This window comes from Streptomyces sp. NPDC047061 (assembly GCF_040643955.1).
Classification (GTDB): Bacteria; Actinomycetota; Actinomycetes; order Streptomycetales; family Streptomycetaceae; genus Streptomyces.
In genome coordinates this window covers 14034-29251 of the sequence record NZ_JBEYVI010000007.1, presented here as the reverse complement: position 1 = coordinate 29251, position 15218 = coordinate 14034, and the positions used below count along the sequence as shown (strand labels likewise).

14 protein-coding genes are annotated in these 15218 nt (G+C 72.0%); 11 read left to right on the top strand and 3 right to left on the bottom strand.

What is annotated here, in order from left to right; genetic code table 11:
* Positions 1-28: 28 nt before the first annotated feature.
* The 4 genes from ABZ887_RS13560 to ABZ887_RS13545 all read left to right on the top strand — a co-directional run bounded on the left by ABZ887_RS13560 (position 29) and on the right by ABZ887_RS13545 (position 3316).
* Positions 29-805 carry a polysaccharide lyase family 7 protein gene (locus ABZ887_RS13560; protein ID WP_361287460.1) on the top strand — a complete coding sequence of 259 codons (777 nt, stop codon included), beginning with the start codon at positions 29-31 and terminating at the stop codon, positions 803-805.
* Between the two features lie 87 nt (positions 806-892).
* Entirely contained in the window at positions 893-1690 is a 798-nt protein-coding gene (locus ABZ887_RS13555) for a DUF4389 domain-containing protein (RefSeq protein ID WP_361287457.1), read from the top strand.
* Between the two features lie 41 nt (positions 1691-1731).
* Positions 1732-2187: a hypothetical protein gene (locus ABZ887_RS13550; protein WP_361287454.1), complete on the top strand. Its 456-nt coding sequence runs from the start codon at positions 1732-1734 to the stop codon at positions 2185-2187.
* 154 nt (positions 2188-2341) lie between these two features.
* Positions 2342-3316, top strand: a complete 975-nt coding sequence (locus ABZ887_RS13545) for a hypothetical protein (RefSeq protein WP_361287451.1) — start codon at positions 2342-2344, stop codon at positions 3314-3316.
* Between the two features lie 55 nt (positions 3317-3371).
* Here the strand turns inward: ABZ887_RS13545 and ABZ887_RS13540 are convergent, their stop codons facing one another.
* Both ABZ887_RS13540 and ABZ887_RS13535 read right to left on the bottom strand, forming a co-directional pair.
* Complete coding sequence (locus tag ABZ887_RS13540) at positions 3372-6746, bottom strand: pyruvate carboxylase (protein WP_361287448.1); 3375 nt, start codon at positions 6744-6746, stop codon at positions 3372-3374.
* 193 nt (positions 6747-6939) lie between these two features.
* Entirely contained in the window at positions 6940-7749 is an 810-nt protein-coding gene (locus ABZ887_RS13535; protein WP_361287445.1) for a hypothetical protein, read from the bottom strand.
* Positions 7750-8039: 290 nt separating this feature from the next.
* Here ABZ887_RS13535 and ABZ887_RS13530 point away from each other — a divergent pair, with 290 nt between their 5' ends.
* The 7 genes from ABZ887_RS13530 to ABZ887_RS13500 all read left to right on the top strand — a co-directional run bounded on the left by ABZ887_RS13530 (position 8040) and on the right by ABZ887_RS13500 (position 13928).
* Positions 8040-8312: a hypothetical protein gene (locus tag ABZ887_RS13530; protein WP_361287442.1), complete on the top strand. Its 273-nt coding sequence runs from the start codon at positions 8040-8042 to the stop codon at positions 8310-8312.
* A gap of 139 nt (positions 8313-8451) precedes the next feature.
* A complete protein-coding gene (locus ABZ887_RS13525) occupies positions 8452-10062 on the top strand; it encodes an ATP-binding protein (RefSeq protein ID WP_361287439.1) in 1611 nt (536 codons plus the stop codon).
* A complete protein-coding gene (locus ABZ887_RS13520; protein ID WP_089103557.1) occupies positions 10059-10466 on the top strand; it encodes a roadblock/LC7 domain-containing protein in 408 nt (135 codons plus the stop codon). Before ABZ887_RS13525 ends, ABZ887_RS13520 begins: the two co-directional genes overlap by 4 nt.
* Entirely contained in the window at positions 10463-10810 is a 348-nt protein-coding gene (locus tag ABZ887_RS13515) for a DUF742 domain-containing protein (protein WP_361287435.1), read from the top strand. The genes ABZ887_RS13520 and ABZ887_RS13515 overlap by 4 nt, the downstream gene beginning before the upstream one ends.
* Positions 10811-10823: 13 nt before the next feature.
* Positions 10824-11417, top strand: a complete 594-nt coding sequence (locus tag ABZ887_RS13510; RefSeq protein WP_361288016.1) for an ATP/GTP-binding protein — start codon at positions 10824-10826, stop codon at positions 11415-11417.
* Positions 11414-12622: a cytochrome P450 gene (locus ABZ887_RS13505; protein WP_361287432.1), complete on the top strand. Its 1209-nt coding sequence runs from the start codon at positions 11414-11416 to the stop codon at positions 12620-12622. Before ABZ887_RS13510 ends, ABZ887_RS13505 begins: the two co-directional genes overlap by 4 nt.
* 79 nt (positions 12623-12701) lie before the next feature.
* Positions 12702-13928: a cytochrome P450 gene (locus tag ABZ887_RS13500; protein ID WP_361287429.1), complete on the top strand. Its 1227-nt coding sequence runs from the start codon at positions 12702-12704 to the stop codon at positions 13926-13928.
* 111 nt (positions 13929-14039) lie between these two features.
* On the opposite strand, the gene ABZ887_RS13495 is transcribed toward ABZ887_RS13500, so the two are convergent.
* On the bottom strand, positions 14040-15203 hold the full coding sequence (locus ABZ887_RS13495; RefSeq protein ID WP_361287426.1) for an NAD-dependent formate dehydrogenase: 1164 nt from the start codon (positions 15201-15203) through the stop codon (positions 14040-14042).
* Positions 15204-15218: the final 15 nt, after the last annotated feature.

Here is a 15218-nt window from a genome sequence, read left to right as displayed (position 1 = left end):
GCATCCCTCCGACGAAAGGACCCCCCACGTGAACCGATCCCGGCTGCTCGCGGCGCCGACCGCCGCGGGCCTCGCCCTCGCCCTCACCGTCCTGTTCGGCGGCAGCGCGGACGCGGCGAACCCGAACGTCGCGCCCGGCGGCAACTTCGACCTGTCGATATGGCAGCTCCAGGAGCCGGTCGGCTCCCCCGGCTCGCCGACCACCATCTCCTCGTCCCGGCTCCAGGGCGCCAACGGCTACCAGGACGCGTACTTCTACACCGACACCCGCGACGGCGCGATGACCTTCTGGGCGCCCGAGAAGGGCGTCACCACCCCGAACTCCAACTACGCCCGCTCCGAGCTGCGCGAGATGAACCGGGACGGCAGCGCCGCCAACTGGTCGCTGAGCGGCAGCCACAAGATGAGCGCGACCCTGCGGGTGGTCTCGGTGACCAAGAACGTGTGCGTGGGCCAGATCCACCTCGGCACCGGCGGCTCGTCCACCAAGCCGCTGCTGGAGCTGTACTACCGCTCGAACGGCGACATCGTGCTCGGCACCGAGAACTCCCCGGACGGCGGCCAGACCACGCACAGCGTGGGCAACGTGTCGGTCGGCAAGACCTGGTCGTACACCATCTCCGTCTCCGGCGGGAACACCATCAACCTGACCGTCAACGGCACTACGACCCACTACGCCATTCCGTCCTCCTTCAATCCGTACAAGCAGTACTTCAAGGCGGGCTCGTACAACCAGTCGTCCTCCGACAGCACGACCAACGGTGCCCGCGTCGCGTTCTACGGTCTGACCGTCACACACGGCTGAGTTCGGCTCGTCCACCCTGGCGGGGGCCGTCGTTCCGCCGCACGATGGAGAGGCCGTCCGCGCCGCGGCCGGACGACGGGAGGACTCATGACGCAGAGCTGGGGGCCACGCCCTCCCGCCACGGCTGACGGCCCCGAGTGGCGGCCGGAGCTGGACATCCCGGGGCCGGGGCAGCAGCGCCGCTGGACGGTGCTGCTGCGCTGGCTGCTGCTGGTACCGCAGTTCGTCGTGCTCTGCCTGCTCGGCATCGCGGCGTTCTTCGTGACGGTGGCCGGCTGGTTCGCGGCGCTCGTGCTGGGCCGGCTGCCCGACTCCATCGCCTCGTTCCTCGGCAAGTACCTCGCCTACGAGACCCGGATCGCGGCCAGCTCCATGCTCCTGGTCGACCGGTATCCGCCGTTCGCCCTCACCGCGCCCGACTACCCCGTGCAGATCGAGCTGCGGCCCACCACCCTGAACCGGCCGGCGGTGTTGTTCCGGCTGATCCTGATGATCCCGGCGGCGATCATCGCGAACCTGGTGACGACGGGCTGGTTCGCGATCGGCTGGATCTTCTGGATCATCGGGATCGTGCTGGGCCGGCTGCCCGGTCCGGTCTTCGGGGCGACGGCCGCGGTCGCCCGCTACCGGATGCGGTTCGGCGCCTACCTCAGCATGCTGTCGCCCGTCTACCCGAAGGGACTGCTCGGCGACCCGCCCGTCGCGAAGGAGGAGGCCCGCTCCGCCACCCGGCCGCTGGTCCTGGACACCGCCGCGAAGGTCCTGATCTGGGTTTTCCTGGTCCTCGGCCTGATCACCCAGATCGGCTCCCGCTCCACCGGCGACCACGACATGAACGGACTGGCGAATACGCCGCAAGTGGTACATCCCGCTGGACGGTCGTAGCGTCGAAGAGAACAAGTACGGCCGAACGGGCGGGAGCGACCATGCGCAGACCAGTGGTGGGAACGGCGATCGGACTCGGGGCGGCCCTGCTGCTCACGGCAGGCATGACGACTGCTTCCGCGACGCCGCCGACACCGTCCGCGTCGCCGGCGTCGGTCCAGCACCCGGTGCTCGTGGACTGCCTCTGGCACCAGCGGTTCCGGCCGACCGACTTCCTGCTGGCCTGCGGCGACGGCAACAGCATCCTCACCGGCATGCACTGGACCCAGTGGAACGACAGGACGGCGGTCGCCCAGGGCGTGAACGTGGTGAACGACTGCAAGCCGTACTGCGCGGCCGGCAAGTTCCACAAGTATCCGGTGACCGTACGGCTCGACCGCCCGACGGCCTGGACGAAGCACCCGAACGTACAGCACTTCACGCGGATGAACCTGACCTACTCCGGTGCCAGGCCCGAGGGATACACGCAGGTCATGAACTACCCGATGTGGAACTGAGCGGGGCCGTCACCCGGCTGGGCGGCACGCGGGGCCCGGCCGTGCGCCGGGCGGGCGACGTCGCGGCCACGGCTGCCGCGGCCCGGGGACGGCGAAGCCTCATGTTGGTGTGACCGGTACGCCGGAGCTCCGCGCTCCCGTCGAAAGAGGTCACATGCCCCGATTCCCCCGCCGGGCCGTCGCCGCCCCGGCCGCGGTCGCGATCGGCCTGCTCGCGGCGGTTCCGGCCGCGAGTGACGAGCCGGTCCTCTCCCGTCCCCACACCGTCGCCCATTTCGACCTGGCCCGCGGGCAGACGCCCGAGAGCGTCGTCGCCGAGCGGGGCGGCACGGTCGACGTCTCCTTCGCGTACGCCCGGCAGGTCGTCAAGGTCACCCGGGAGCGCCGGGTCCGGGTCCTCGCGACCCTGCCCGACGAGAACAACCCCCGCACGCCCCTCGTGGGCAGTGCGGTCACGCACGGCCTGGCCCGCGCGCAGGACGGCACGCTGTACGTCAACTACGCCACCGGCACCGGCAGGACCGGCGTCTGGCGCATCCCGGCGGGCGGCGGCACGCCCGAGCAGATCGGCCGGCTGCCGGCGGACGGCCTGCCCGACGGACTGGCCCTCGACGAGAAGCACGGCGTGCTCTACGCCGCCGACTCGGCGCTGGGCACGGTGTGGCGCATCCCGGCGTCGGGCGGTACGGCCACGGCCTGGGCCACGGGCACCGCGCTCACCGGGCTCCCGTCGGCCACCGGCTTCGGCGTGAACGGGATCAAGGTCCACCAGGACGCGGTGTGGGTGACCAACACCGACCGGGGCACGCTGCTGCGCATCCCGGTGGGCGCGGACGGCTCGGCGGGGCCGGCCGAGACGCGGGCGACCGGCCTCACCGGGGTCGACGACTTCGTCTTCCCCGGGCGCTCGGACCTGGTGCTCGCCGCGCTGAACCCGTCCAACGAGGTCGTGCTGGTCGGCCCGGACGGCAGCCACAGCACCGTCCTTTCCGTGCAGGAGGGGCTGTCCAACCCGACCTCGCTGGCGGTACGCGACCGCGACGTGTTCGTGGCGAGCGCCGGCTACCTCACCCAGCGCGACCCGAACCTGGTGAAGGCCCGGCTGGGCGCGCACTTCTCCCGCTCGTAGCCGGAGGGGAGGGCCGGTCCACCCGGTCCTCCCCGTCCCCAGGGGCCGCCCTGCCTCAGGCGATCTCGACCAGCAGGTCGCCGCCCTCCACCTGCTGAATGCGGTTGATGGCGAGCCGGGAGATCCGGCCGGCCTTCGGGGCGGTGATGGTGGCCTCCATCTTCATGGCCTCGATCGTGGCGACCGTGGCGCCCGCCTCGATCTCCGCGCCTTCGGCCACCGCGAGGGTGACGACTCCGGCGAACGGGGCCGCGACATGGCCGGGGTTGGCGCGGTCGGCCTTCTCGGTGGCCGGGATGTCGGAGGCCGCCGCCCGGTCGCGGATCTGGATCGGCCGCAGCTGTCCGTTGAGGCTGGACATCACCGTGCGCATGCCGCGCTCGTCGGCCTCGCCGACGGCCTGGAGCTCGATCAGCAGCCGGACGCCGGGCTCCAGGTCGACCGAGTACTCCTTGCCCGGGCGCAGCCCGTAGAAGAAGTCCTTGCTGTCGAGGACGCTGGTGTCGCCGTAGGTCTGGCGGTGGGTGTCGAACTCGCGGGTCGGGGCCGGGAACAGCAGCCGGTTGAGGGTCGTGCGGGGCTCCTTGGCCAGGCCCTCGCGGTCCTCGGCGGTGAGCTCCGGGGCGGGCTTGGCGGGGGCGCGGCCCTGGAGGGCCTTGGTGCGGAACGGCTCGGGCCAGCCGCCGGGCGGGGTGCCCAGTTCGCCGCGGAGGAAGCCGATGACCGAGTCGGGGATGTCGAACTTGTCGGGGGTGGCCTCGAAGTCCACCGGCCGTACCCCGGCGCCGACCAGGTGCAGGGCGAGGTCGCCGACCACCTTGGAGGACGGGGTGACCTTGACCAGCCGGCCGAGGATCCGGTCGGCGGCCTCGTACATCGCCTCGATCTCCTCGAAGCGGTCGCCAAGACCGAGCGCGACGGCCTGGGTGCGCAGGTTGGAGAGCTGGCCGCCGGGGATCTCGTGGTGGTAGACGCGGCCGGTCGGGGAGGCGAGGCCGGCCTCGAAGGGGGCGTAGACCTTGCGGACGCTCTCCCAGTACGGCTCCAGGTCCTCGATCGCGCGCAGGTCGAGTCCCGTGGGACGCTCCGAGTAGTCGGTCGCGGCCACGATCGCCGACAGCGAGGGCTGCGAGGTCGTACCGGCCATGGAGGCGACCGCGCCGTCCACCGCGTCGGCGCCCGCCTGGATGGCGGCGAGGTAGGTGGCCAGCTGGCCGCCCGCGGTGTCGTGGGTGTGCAGGTGGACCGGAAGGTCGAACTCGCTGCGCAGCGCCGAGACCAGCTTGGCGGCGGCCGGGGCGCGCAGCAGGCCGGCCATGTCCTTGACGGCGAGGATGTGCGCGCCCGCCTCGACGATCTGCTCGGCGAGACGGAGGTAGTAGTCGAGGGTGTAGAGGCGCTCGTTCGGGTTGGACAGGTCGGCGGTGTAGCAGAGGGCGACCTCGGCGACCGCGGTGCCCGTCTCGCGTACGGCCTGGATGGCGGGGCGCATCTGGCCGACGTCGTTGAGGGCGTCGAAGATGCGGAAGATGTCGATGCCGGTGGCGGCGGCCTCGTGGACGAAGGCGTCGGTCACCTCGGTCGGGTAAGGGGTGTAGCCGACGGTGTTGCGGCCGCGCAGCAGCATCTGGAGGCAGATGTTGGGGACGGCCTCGCGCAGGGCGGCGAGCCGCTCCCACGGGTCCTCGGCGAGGAAGCGCAGCGCCACGTCGTAGGTGGCGCCGCCCCAGCACTCCAGGGAGAGCAGCTCGGGCAGGGTGCGGGCGACGACCGGGGCGACGGCGAGGAGGTCCTTGGTGCGCACGCGGGTGGCGAGCAGGGACTGGTGGGCGTCGCGGAAGGTGGTGTCGGTGATGCCGACGGTGGGCGACTCGCGGAGCCGGCGGGCGAAGCCCTCCGGCCCGAGTTCGACCAGCCGCTGGCGGGACCCGGCCGGGGGCTCGCCGTCCGGCAGCGGGGGCAGCTTGGTGGTCGACTCGATCAGGTGGGGACGCTCGCCGTGCGGCTTGTTGACGGTGACGTCGGCCAGGTAGGTGAGCAGCTTGGTGCCGCGGTCGGCGGAGGTGCGGGCGGTGAGCAGGTGCGGGCGCTGCTCGATGAACGACGTGGTGATCCGGCCGGCCTGGAAGTCCGGGTCGTCCAGGACCGCCTGCAGGAAGGGGATGTTGGTGGCGACACCGCGAATGCGGAACTCGGCGACGGCTCGCCGGGCGCGGCCGATGGCGGACTTGAAGTCCCGGCCCCGGCAGGTGAGCTTGACCAGCATCGAGTCGAAGTGCGCGCTGATCTCCGTGCCCGCGTGGGTGGTTCCGCCGTCGAGCCGGATGCCGGAGCCGCCCGGGGAGCGGTAGGCGCTGATGCGGCCGGTGTCGGGGCGGAAGCCGTTGGCGGGGTCCTCGGTGGTGATACGGCACTGGAGGGCGGCGCCGTGCAGCTTCACCGTCTCCTGGGAGAGGCCCAGGTCGGCGAGGGTCTCGCCGGAGGCGATGCGCATCTGGGCCTGGACCAGGTCGACGTCGGTGACCTCTTCGGTGACCGTGTGCTCGACCTGGATGCGCGGGTTCATCTCGATGAAGACGTGGTTGCCGTCCGGGTCGAGGAGGAACTCGACGGTGCCGGCGTTGCGGTAGCCGATCTCGCGGGCGAAGCGGACGGCGTCGGCGCAGATCCGGTCGCGCAGCTCCGGGTCGAGGTTGGGCGCGGGGGCCAGCTCGATGACCTTCTGGTGGCGGCGCTGCAGCGAGCAGTCCCGCTCGAAGAGGTGGATGACGTTGCCCTCGCCGTCGGCGAGGATCTGCACCTCGATGTGGCGGGGGTCGACGACGGCCTTCTCCAGGAAGACGGTCGGGTCGCCGAACGCGGAGGCCGCCTCCCGGGAGGCCTGCTCGATGGACTCGCGCAGGGCGGCGGGGTCCTCGACCCGGCGCATGCCGCGGCCGCCGCCGCCGGCGACGGCCTTCACGAACACCGGGAAGCCGACCTCGTCGGCGGCGCGGACGAGTTCGTCGATGTCGTTGGAGGGCTGGGAGGAGCCGAGGACCGGTACCCCGGCGGCGCGGGCGGCGGCGACCGCGCGGGCCTTGTTGCCGGTCAGCTCCAGCGTCTGGGCGCTGGGCCCGACGAAGGTGATGCCCGCTTCCTCGCAGGCGCGGGCGAGTTCGGGGTTCTCGGAGAGGAACCCGTAGCCGGGGTAGACGGCGTCGGCCCCGGCCCGGCGGGCGGCGCGCACGATCTCCTCGACGGACAGGTAGGCGCGCACCGGGTGCCCGGGTTCCCCGATCTCGTAGGCCTCGTCGGCCTTCAGCCGGTGCAGCGAGTTGCGGTCCTCGTGCGGGAACACGGCGACCGTGCGCGCACCCAATTCATAGCCCGCGCGGAATGCGCGGATGGCGATCTCTCCACGGTTGGCGACCAGCACCTTGCGGAACATCCCTGGATCCCTTCAGCCTGCCGGCGACGAACACCATGGTGTCAGCCGCGCCCGTCCGTAGCTCGCCGCAACATTAGGGGTTGCCCGAACCGGCTGAAGTGCGAAAACCATCACATTGACGTCGTTGAGCACTTGGGCGGGTCGGCCGCGTGACATATGGGGTTTCGGGGTGGCCTGGTGGGTCGGGGAGTCCTCAGGGCAACCGGAAGGACGGCACGGGGTGGCGCGGGGGGCCCGGGCGGGGCAGCGGCGGGTCCGACCGGGGCGGCGACGGTGTGGTGCCGAGGTGTTCCACGAGGCGGGCGGGGAGCGGGAGTCGGCGGCCGTGCAGCAGGCCGAGGACGATCGCGGAGGCCACGGCGATCAGGTGCTCGCGGCCGGCGAGGTTCGGTACGGCGACGGACTCCCACACCATCGAGCCGCCGGTGAGGAGGAAGACGACGGGGGCGCGCCGGACCACCGCCAGGTAGGTGAAGAGGCCCACCACGGCGGCGGACGGCCCCGTGTCGAGGATCCGGCCGGCCTCCGGGGGCAGCCCGAAACCCCACCAGCCGGGGCCGAGCGCGACCATCACCCGGGCGGTCATCGTGCCGGCGAGGGTGGTGAGGTACGCGACGGCGAGGGTGCGGCCGCGGCCGAGGGTGAGCTCGGCGAGCGCGAAGGCGAGGAACAGCTGGGTGATGCCGGCCCAGACCGGCAGGTCGAGCGCCGGGACGTAGAGCGACACCGGGGTGCGGAGCAGGGAGAGCCACAGGGGCAGGTCGGCGGTGACGCCGCCGAGGTGCCACACCGTCCTTCTGCCGAAGGGGTGCTGGGCGACGGCGTGGAAGAAGATGACGCCGAACGCGGCCACGAACGCCAGCACCAGCCCGGAGAGTCCGCGCCGCACCAGCTGCCGTACCGGCTCCACCACGATCGCGTGCCATTCGTCGCGCAGTGCGCGCCGCACGAAGCGGACCGCCCGCGCGGCCACCTGGCTCCAGTCGCCTTCCATGAAAGGCATCGCCCCCATCGACACCGCCCCCGTCATCGGCCTGCGCCCCCCAAGAGGTTCTCCGCGCCCAGGCCGTTCCACGCGCCATCGTATAGACGTTTGGATCATTTGCGACGATGCGGGAGCTACGGTCGGTCGGACAGCAACGTCGGATTTATCACCCGTCCACGGCTGAACCCGCTCGGCCGCGTTCGCGTCCCCCTCACCGCCGTCCCGGCAGAGGATCAGTCATCCGGAACGAGGTCGCGGAGTCGTGCGCGGCGACGGTCCCGCACCGCGGCAACACCGCGGTGAACCTGTTGCTGGAGCAACCGGGCGGGACCGGTGCGCCGGAGCTCGACTCGGCGGAACCGGGACGGGTCACCGCCACGGTCGGCGCCAGGACCGGAACGGGCGGCCATGACACCGCCGACGATGTCGCGGTCGCCGCCCTCTCCACTCCCGCCGACGCCGCCGCCGAGGCCGGCTCTCCCCTGGTCAGAGCGACCGCGACGGTGGTGGCGGACATCTTCGGACGCCACGTTGAACAAGATCGTTCACAGCCGGGACACAGCAAGTCGCCTTCTCCGTAGCCGGTTTTCTGCAATGAGACCGGAACCGTTCTGTTTCGATCACGAACTCTCGTATAGTGACGCGCAGTTTCAGCACCGAGCGTCACAACTCCTTTACCGGACACACATCCCTACCTGCTCCGAGGACCTGACCGGACCGATGACCGCGCCCATGCATCCCGGCGACCGCCCTTCCCTCCGAACGCTCCTTCCGGCCTTCGCGCTGACCGGCGTGGTGTCGGGCCTCGCGGTCTTCGCCGCGGTGACCGCCGCGCCGGCCTCGGTACGCACCCCTCTCGCCCTCGGCGCGAGTGCCGCCGCACTGCTGCTGTGCGCGGCGGTGGCCTGGGCCGCGCACGCGGCACGGGCCGCCCGCGGCGCCCGGCGCCGGCTGGAGGCGGTGAGTCAGGACATCGGCCGGTTGCTCCAGCAGCAGGCCCGGACCACCGAGGAGGCCCGCCAGGAGCAGCAGCGGCTGATCGACGAACTGGCCCACCAGCGCAGCGAGTTCGCCGACTCCTTCGAGCAGGAGCGGGCGCGGATCCACCAGGACAGCGGCCAGGAACTGGACTGGTACCAGCAGGAGCACGCCCGGCTCACCGACGAACTGGAGCGGGCCTCCCGGGAACGGGCCGCCGCGATCGCCGCCGCGAGCAACGCGGCCGGGCGGATGCAGGCCCTCGCCACCGCCACCCTCGCCGACCTGCGGGCCATGGAGGACCGGCACACCGACGAGGACGTGCTCGCCGACCTGCTGCACCTCGACCACCGCACGGCCCAGGCGGGCCGGCTCGCCGACTCCATCGCCGTGCTCACCGGAGCGCGTTCCGGCCGCCGCTGGGCGCGTCCGATCAGCATGGAGTCCATCCTGCGCGGTGCGATGGGACGCATCAGCGGCTACCGCCGGGTGCGGGTGCACTCGGTGAGCGAGACGGCCGTCGCCGGACACGCCGCCGAGGGTGTCATGCACGCGCTGGCCGAACTCCTCGACAACGCGGCCAACTTCTCGCCCCCCACGGCCGAGGTCCATGTGTACGTGGAGGAGGTGCCGGCCGGGGTCATCGTGTCCGTGGAGGACAGCGGGCTGGTGATGGGCGATGTGCAACTGCGCCGCGCCGAGCGGGCGGTCACCGGTGACAGCACCGAGCTGGGCGGTCTCTCCGGCACCCGGCTCGGGCTCGCGGTGGTGGGCCGGCTGGCCCGCAAGCACGGTCTGAAGGTGTCGTTCCGGCCGTCGGCGCGCGGTGGCACCGGGGTGCTGATGCTGGTCCCGCAGGACCTGCTGACCCGCCCGGTCGCCGACGAACCCGCGGCGGCGAAGGAGACGGAGCCGACCGCACCGGTACCGGCCCCGCTCGACCCCGTGCCCGTGCACGAGTCCGCCGAGCCGGACGAGGACGAGGAAGGGCCCACCGGGCTGCCCAGGCGGCGCCGCGGCCGGACCCTCGCCGAGGCCGAGCGCCGGTCGGCGCCGCAGCCCGCGGAGCCGCGCCCCGCGCCCGGCGCCGCGGACGCCCAGGTCCGTGCCGCCCGCTTCAACAGCTTCCGGCAGGCCGTCCGCCCGGCCGCGCCCGACAGCGCGGAACCCCTCGCGGAGAGCCTCGCGGACCCCTTCACCGAGACCTCCGCCGACGCCTCGGGCCCGGCCGTCGAAGCAGCGCCGTACGCGCCCACCCCCGTACACGACCCGGTCCCCGCTCTCCAGCCGGAGTCCGAGCCCGAGCACACCTCCCACCCGCACGCGTACCCGGAAGGCGACACCACTTCATGACCGGCAGGACCACCGCCGACGACAAGCTCACCTGGCTCATCGAGGGCCTCCTGGAGCGCACCCCCGGCGCGCGGCACGCCCTGGTGCTCTCCCGCGACGGGCTGAAGCTCTGCCGTACCCCGGAGCTCTCCGTCGACCAGGCCGACCAGCTCGCGGCGATCGCCGCCGGCATCCAGTCGCTGTCGCACGGGGCGTCCGTGGAGTTCGGCGACGGCAGCGGCGGCGTGCGGTCGGCGATGACCGAGTTCTACGGGGGCGTGCTGTTCATCGTGGAGGCCGGCGAGGGTGCCCACCTGGCCGTGGTGACCAGCGAGGACGCCGAACCCGGGCTGGTCGGGCACAACATGAGCGAACTGGTCGAGCAGCTCGGCGAACACCTGACCGCGCAGCCCCGCACGTCATGAGCCGCCCCGGCAGGGACGACGCGCCCGACCGTCTGTACACCATCACCGGCGGCCGCAGCAGCACCGGTCCCGACAGCCCCTTCGACCTGGTCACCCTGGTCGTCGCGGAGTCGGCGCCGGCTGCCGGCATGCAGTCGGAGCACGCGGCGATCCTGCGCCTGGCCGAGTTCCCGACCTCCGTGGTGGAGATCGCCGCGGAGCTGAAGCTGCCGGTGAGCATCACCAAGGTCCTGCTGGGCGACCTGCAGGCGGCCGGCCGGGTCAGCGCCCGCCATCCCTACCGGCCGGCCATCACCGACCCCGACATCCTGGAGCAGGTGCTCGTTGGACTCCGCAATCTCTGACGTGCGCACCCCGTTGGGTGCCTCCGCCGACAACGGCTTCAAGATCGTGGTCGTGGGCGGCTTCGGCGTCGGCAAGACCACCCTGGTCCGCTCGGTCAGCGAGATACGTCCCCTCAACACCGAGGAGACGATGACCCAGGCCGGTGAGGAGGTCGACGACATCCGGGAGGTGCGCGGCAAGTCCGCGACCACCGTCGCCTTCGACTTCGGCCGGATCACCCTGGACGCCCGCAACGTGCTGTACCTGTTCGGGGCGCCGGGCCAGGAGCGGTTCTGGTTCCTGTGGGACCGGCTGTTCTCCGGCACCCTCGGCGCGGTCGTCCTCGTCGACACCCGGCGGATCGGCGACTCCTGGTACGCCATCGACCGGCTGGAGAAGCACGGCACGCCGTTCATCGTGGCCTGCAACCACTTCGGCGGGCCCGTGCACAGCCCCGAGGACGTCCGGCACGCCCTCGACCTGGATCCGCACGTCCCGCTGGTCGACTGCGACGCCCGCTCCCGGGAGTCCGGCAAGCAGGTGCTGATCACGCTCGTCCAGCACGTCAAGAACCGGTACGCCGGCCCGTCCGCACCGGCGGACCTGCCCCGACAGGAGTTCGTGTGACCCCCGAAGCCGTGCCGCTCGGCGGCCCCCGGTTCCAGACCGAACCGGCGCGTCTGTACCGCGAGATGCGGCGCGACCACGGCGCCGTCACCCCCGTCGTGCTCGACGGTGACGTGCCCGCCTGGCTGGTCGTCGGCTACCGCGAGCTGCACCAGGTGACCGGGGACCCGGTGCTGTTCAGCCGGGACTCGGACCTGTGGAACCAGTGGGACATGATCCCCGACGACTGGCCGCTGCTGCCGATGATCGGCCGCAAGCAGCCGTCGATCCTCTACACCGTCGGCGAACGGCACCGCGAGCGGGCCGGGATGATCAGCGACGCGCTGGAGGCCGTCGACCCGTTCGAACTGCGCGGCCACGCCGAGCGGTTCGCGGACGAGCTGATCGACGGGCTGTGCACCAGCGGCGAGGCCGACCTGATCGGCCAGTACGCGATGCTGCTGCCGGTGCGGGTCCTCGCCCGGCTGTACGGCTTCCCCGACGAAGAGGGCCCCGGCCTGGTCACCGCGCTCAACGACATGATCGACGGGCGTGAGCGGGCGCTCGCCGGGCAGATGCATCTGGCCACGTCCATGGCGCAGTTGCTGGCCGACCGGAAGGCGGACCCGGCCGACGACGTGGTGTCGCGGATGCTCCAGGACAAGAGCGGGTTCACCGACGAAGAGATCATGCAGGACCTGATGGTCATGATGGCGGCCGGGCACCAGCCGACCGCCGACTGGATCGGCAACTCGCTGCGCCTGATGCTCACCGACGACCGGTTCGCCGCCTCCCTGTTCGGCGGCCGCAACAGTGTCGCCGAGGCGATGAACGAGGTGCTGTGGGAGGACACCCCCAGCCAGAACATCGCCGGCCGCTGGGCCTCCCGCGACACCCAGCTGGGCGGCCGCCGGATCCGCGCCGGCGACCTGCTGATCCTCGGCCTGCAGGGCGCCAACTCCGATCCGCAGGTCCGCACCGACGCCTCCGCGCTGACCGGCGGCAACAACGCGCACTTCTCCTTCGGGCACGGCGAGCACCGCTGCCCGTTCCCGGCCCAGGAGGTCGCCGAGGTGGTCGCCAGGACCGGCATCGAGGTCGTCCTCGACCGGCTCCCGGACATCGACCTGGCGGTTCCGGCCGAGTCCCTCACCCGTCGGCCCTCGCCCTGGCTGCGGGGGCTGACCGAACTGCCCGTCCGGTTCACGCCCGTACCCACCCTCTGATCCATACCTCGCACCGACAGACAGGCGCAGCACACCGAATGGCGCAGTTATCCGACCCTGCCCTGGGAGGCATGCCACGATGACGACCGGTACCGAACAAGCCCGGATCGCCCTCGACCCCTTCGTCACCGACCTCGAAGGCGAGAGCGCGCGGCTGCGCGCCGCCGGCCCGCTCGCGGCCGTGGAACTGCCCGGCGGGGTTCCCGTCTGGGCCGTCACGCACCATGCCGAGGCCAAGGCGCTGCTCAACGACCCGCGCCTGGTCAAGGACATCAACGTGTGGGGTGCCTGGCAGCGCGGGGAGATCGCGCCGGACTGGCCGCTGATCGGCCTCGCCAACCCCGGCCGTTCGATGCTGACCGTGGACGGCGCCGACCATCGCAGGATGCGCACGCTGGTCGCACAGGCGCTCACCCCGCGCCGGGTGGAGCAGATGCGGGAGCGGATCGAGAAGCTCACCCAGGACCTGCTCGACGGGCTCCCGGCGGACGAGGAGACGGTCGACCTCAAGGCGGCCTTCGCCTACCCGCTGCCGATGTTCGTGGTCGCCGACCTGATGGGCATCGACGAGGCCGAACTGCCCCGGCTGAAGGTACTGTTCGAGAAGTTCTTCTCGACGCAGACCCCGCCCGCGGAGGTCATAGCGACCCTCACCGAGCTGGCGGGGATCATGGCGGCGACGGTCGCCGCCAAGCGGGCCGAGCCCGGCGACGACCTCACCAGCGCGCTGATCCTGGCCTCCGAGGACGGCGACCACCTCACCGACGCGGAGATCGTCTCCACCCTCCAGCTGATGGTGGCGGCCGGGCACGAGACGACGATCTCCCTGATCGTCAACGCGGTGGTCAACCTCTCCACCCACCCCGGCCAGCGGGCCAAGGTGCTTGCCGGGGAGGTGGACTGGTCGGCGGTGGTCGAGGAGACCCTGCGCTGGTCCACCCCGACCTCGCACGTCCTGATCCGGTTCGCCACCGAGGACGTGCCGGTCGGCGACAAGGTGCTCCCGGCGGGCGACGCGCTGATCGTGTCGTACGCCGCGATCGGCCGCGACGAGAACGCGCACGGGCCGAGCGCCGGGGAGTTCGACGTCACCCGGGAGACGCAGAACCGGCACATCTCCTTCGGGCACGGCCCGCACGTCTGCCCGGGTGCGGCGCTCTCCCGCCTGGAAGCGGGCGTCGCGCTGCCCGCGCTGTACGACCGCTTCCCCGGCCTGGACCTGGCGGTACCGGCGTCCGAGCTGCGCAACAAGCCGGTGGTCACCCAGAACGACCTGTTCGAGCTGCCGGTGCGGCTGAATCCCTGAGCGCTTCGCCCGAAGTGCCGCGATAGGCCGTCAGCCGACTGCGGCGCCGTCGTGGCTGGTCGCGCAGTTCCCCGCGCCCCTTACGGGGCGCTGCCGAACCGCAGGACCCGCTCAGCGGGAGTGCACGGAGTACGACTTGGCTCCCGTGCCGGCCAGTCGGCCGCCGTCGACGATCAGGTACTCGTCGCGGATCGGCCGGCCGGCCAGCCAGGACTCCAGGATCTCCCGGGTGCCGGCCGCGTAGCGGGCCTGCGCGGAGAGGCTGGAGCCGGAGATGTGCGGGGTCATCCCCTGGTGCGGCATGGTGCGCCAGGGGTGGTCGGCGGGCGCGGGCTGCGGGTACCAGACGTCGCCCGCGTAGCCGGCCAGCTGCCCGCCGCGCAGCGCCCGGTCGACGGCGTCCCGGTCGACGATCAGGGCCCGGGCGGTGTTGATGAGGTAGGCGCCGCGCTTCATGCTGCCCAGCAGCTCGTCGCCGAACAGGCCCTCGGTCTCCGGGTGCAGGGGCGCGTTGATGGTGACGACGTCGCAGTGCGGGGCCATGGCGGCCGCGCTCTCGTGGAAGGTCAGGTTCAGTTCGCGCTCGACGGACTCGGGCAGCCGGGTCCGGTCGGTGTAGTGCAGCTTGACGTCGAAGGGCGCGAGGCGGCGCAGCACCGCGAGCCCGATCCGGCCGGCCGCGACGGTCCCGACGTGCATGCCCTCCAGGTCGTAGGACCGGCTCACGCAGTCGGCGATGTTCCAGCCGCCGTCGAGCACCACCTGGTGCGAGGGCAGGTAGTTGCGGACCAGCCCCAGGATCATCATCACCACGTGCTCGGCGACGCTGATGCTGTTGCAGTACGTCACCTCGGCGACCGTCACCCCGTGCGCGATCGCGGCGTCCAGGTCGACGTGGTCGGAGCCGATGCCGGCGGTGACCGCCAGCTTGAGGTTCGGTGCGGCGGCGATGCGCTCGGGGGTCAGGTACGCCGGCCAGAACGGCTGCGAGATCACGACGTCCGCGTCGGCCAGCTCACGGTCGAAGACCGAGCCCGCGCCGTCCTTGTCGGAGGTGACGACGAGGGTGTGGCCGGCCTTCTCCAGGAAGGAGCGCAGGCCGAGTTCGCCCGAGACGCTGCCCAGCAGGTGGCCAGGGGTGAAGTCGACGGCCTCGGGGGTCGGGGTGGTCTGGCCGCCCGGGTAGTGGTCGATGACGGGGATGTCGTCGCGGGCGTAGCTCTTCGGGTATCCGTCGGTCGGGTCGTCGTACAGGACGCAGAGCACCTTGGCCATGGTGGCGGCTCCTCA

Coding starts and splice junctions, on each gene's coding strand:
- ABZ887_RS13555 (WP_361287457.1), top strand. CDS start 893: ATGACGCAGAGCTGGGGGCCACGCCCTCCCGCCACGGCTGACGGCCCC.
- ABZ887_RS13550 (WP_361287454.1), top strand. CDS start 1,732: ATGCGCAGACCAGTGGTGGGAACGGCGATCGGACTCGGGGCGGCCCTG.
- ABZ887_RS13545 (WP_361287451.1), top strand. CDS start 2,342: ATGCCCCGATTCCCCCGCCGGGCCGTCGCCGCCCCGGCCGCGGTCGCG.
- ABZ887_RS13540 (WP_361287448.1), bottom strand. CDS start 6,746: ATGTTCCGCAAGGTGCTGGTCGCCAACCGTGGAGAGATCGCCATCCGC.
- ABZ887_RS13535 (WP_361287445.1), bottom strand. CDS start 7,749: ATGCCTTTCATGGAAGGCGACTGGAGCCAGGTGGCCGCGCGGGCGGTC.
- ABZ887_RS13525 (WP_361287439.1), top strand. CDS start 8,452: ATGACCGCGCCCATGCATCCCGGCGACCGCCCTTCCCTCCGAACGCTC.
- ABZ887_RS13520 (WP_089103557.1), top strand. CDS start 10,059: ATGACCGGCAGGACCACCGCCGACGACAAGCTCACCTGGCTCATCGAG.
- ABZ887_RS13515 (WP_361287435.1), top strand. CDS start 10,463: ATGAGCCGCCCCGGCAGGGACGACGCGCCCGACCGTCTGTACACCATC.
- ABZ887_RS13500 (WP_361287429.1), top strand. CDS start 12,702: ATGACGACCGGTACCGAACAAGCCCGGATCGCCCTCGACCCCTTCGTC.
- ABZ887_RS13495 (WP_361287426.1), bottom strand. CDS start 15,203: ATGGCCAAGGTGCTCTGCGTCCTGTACGACGACCCGACCGACGGATAC.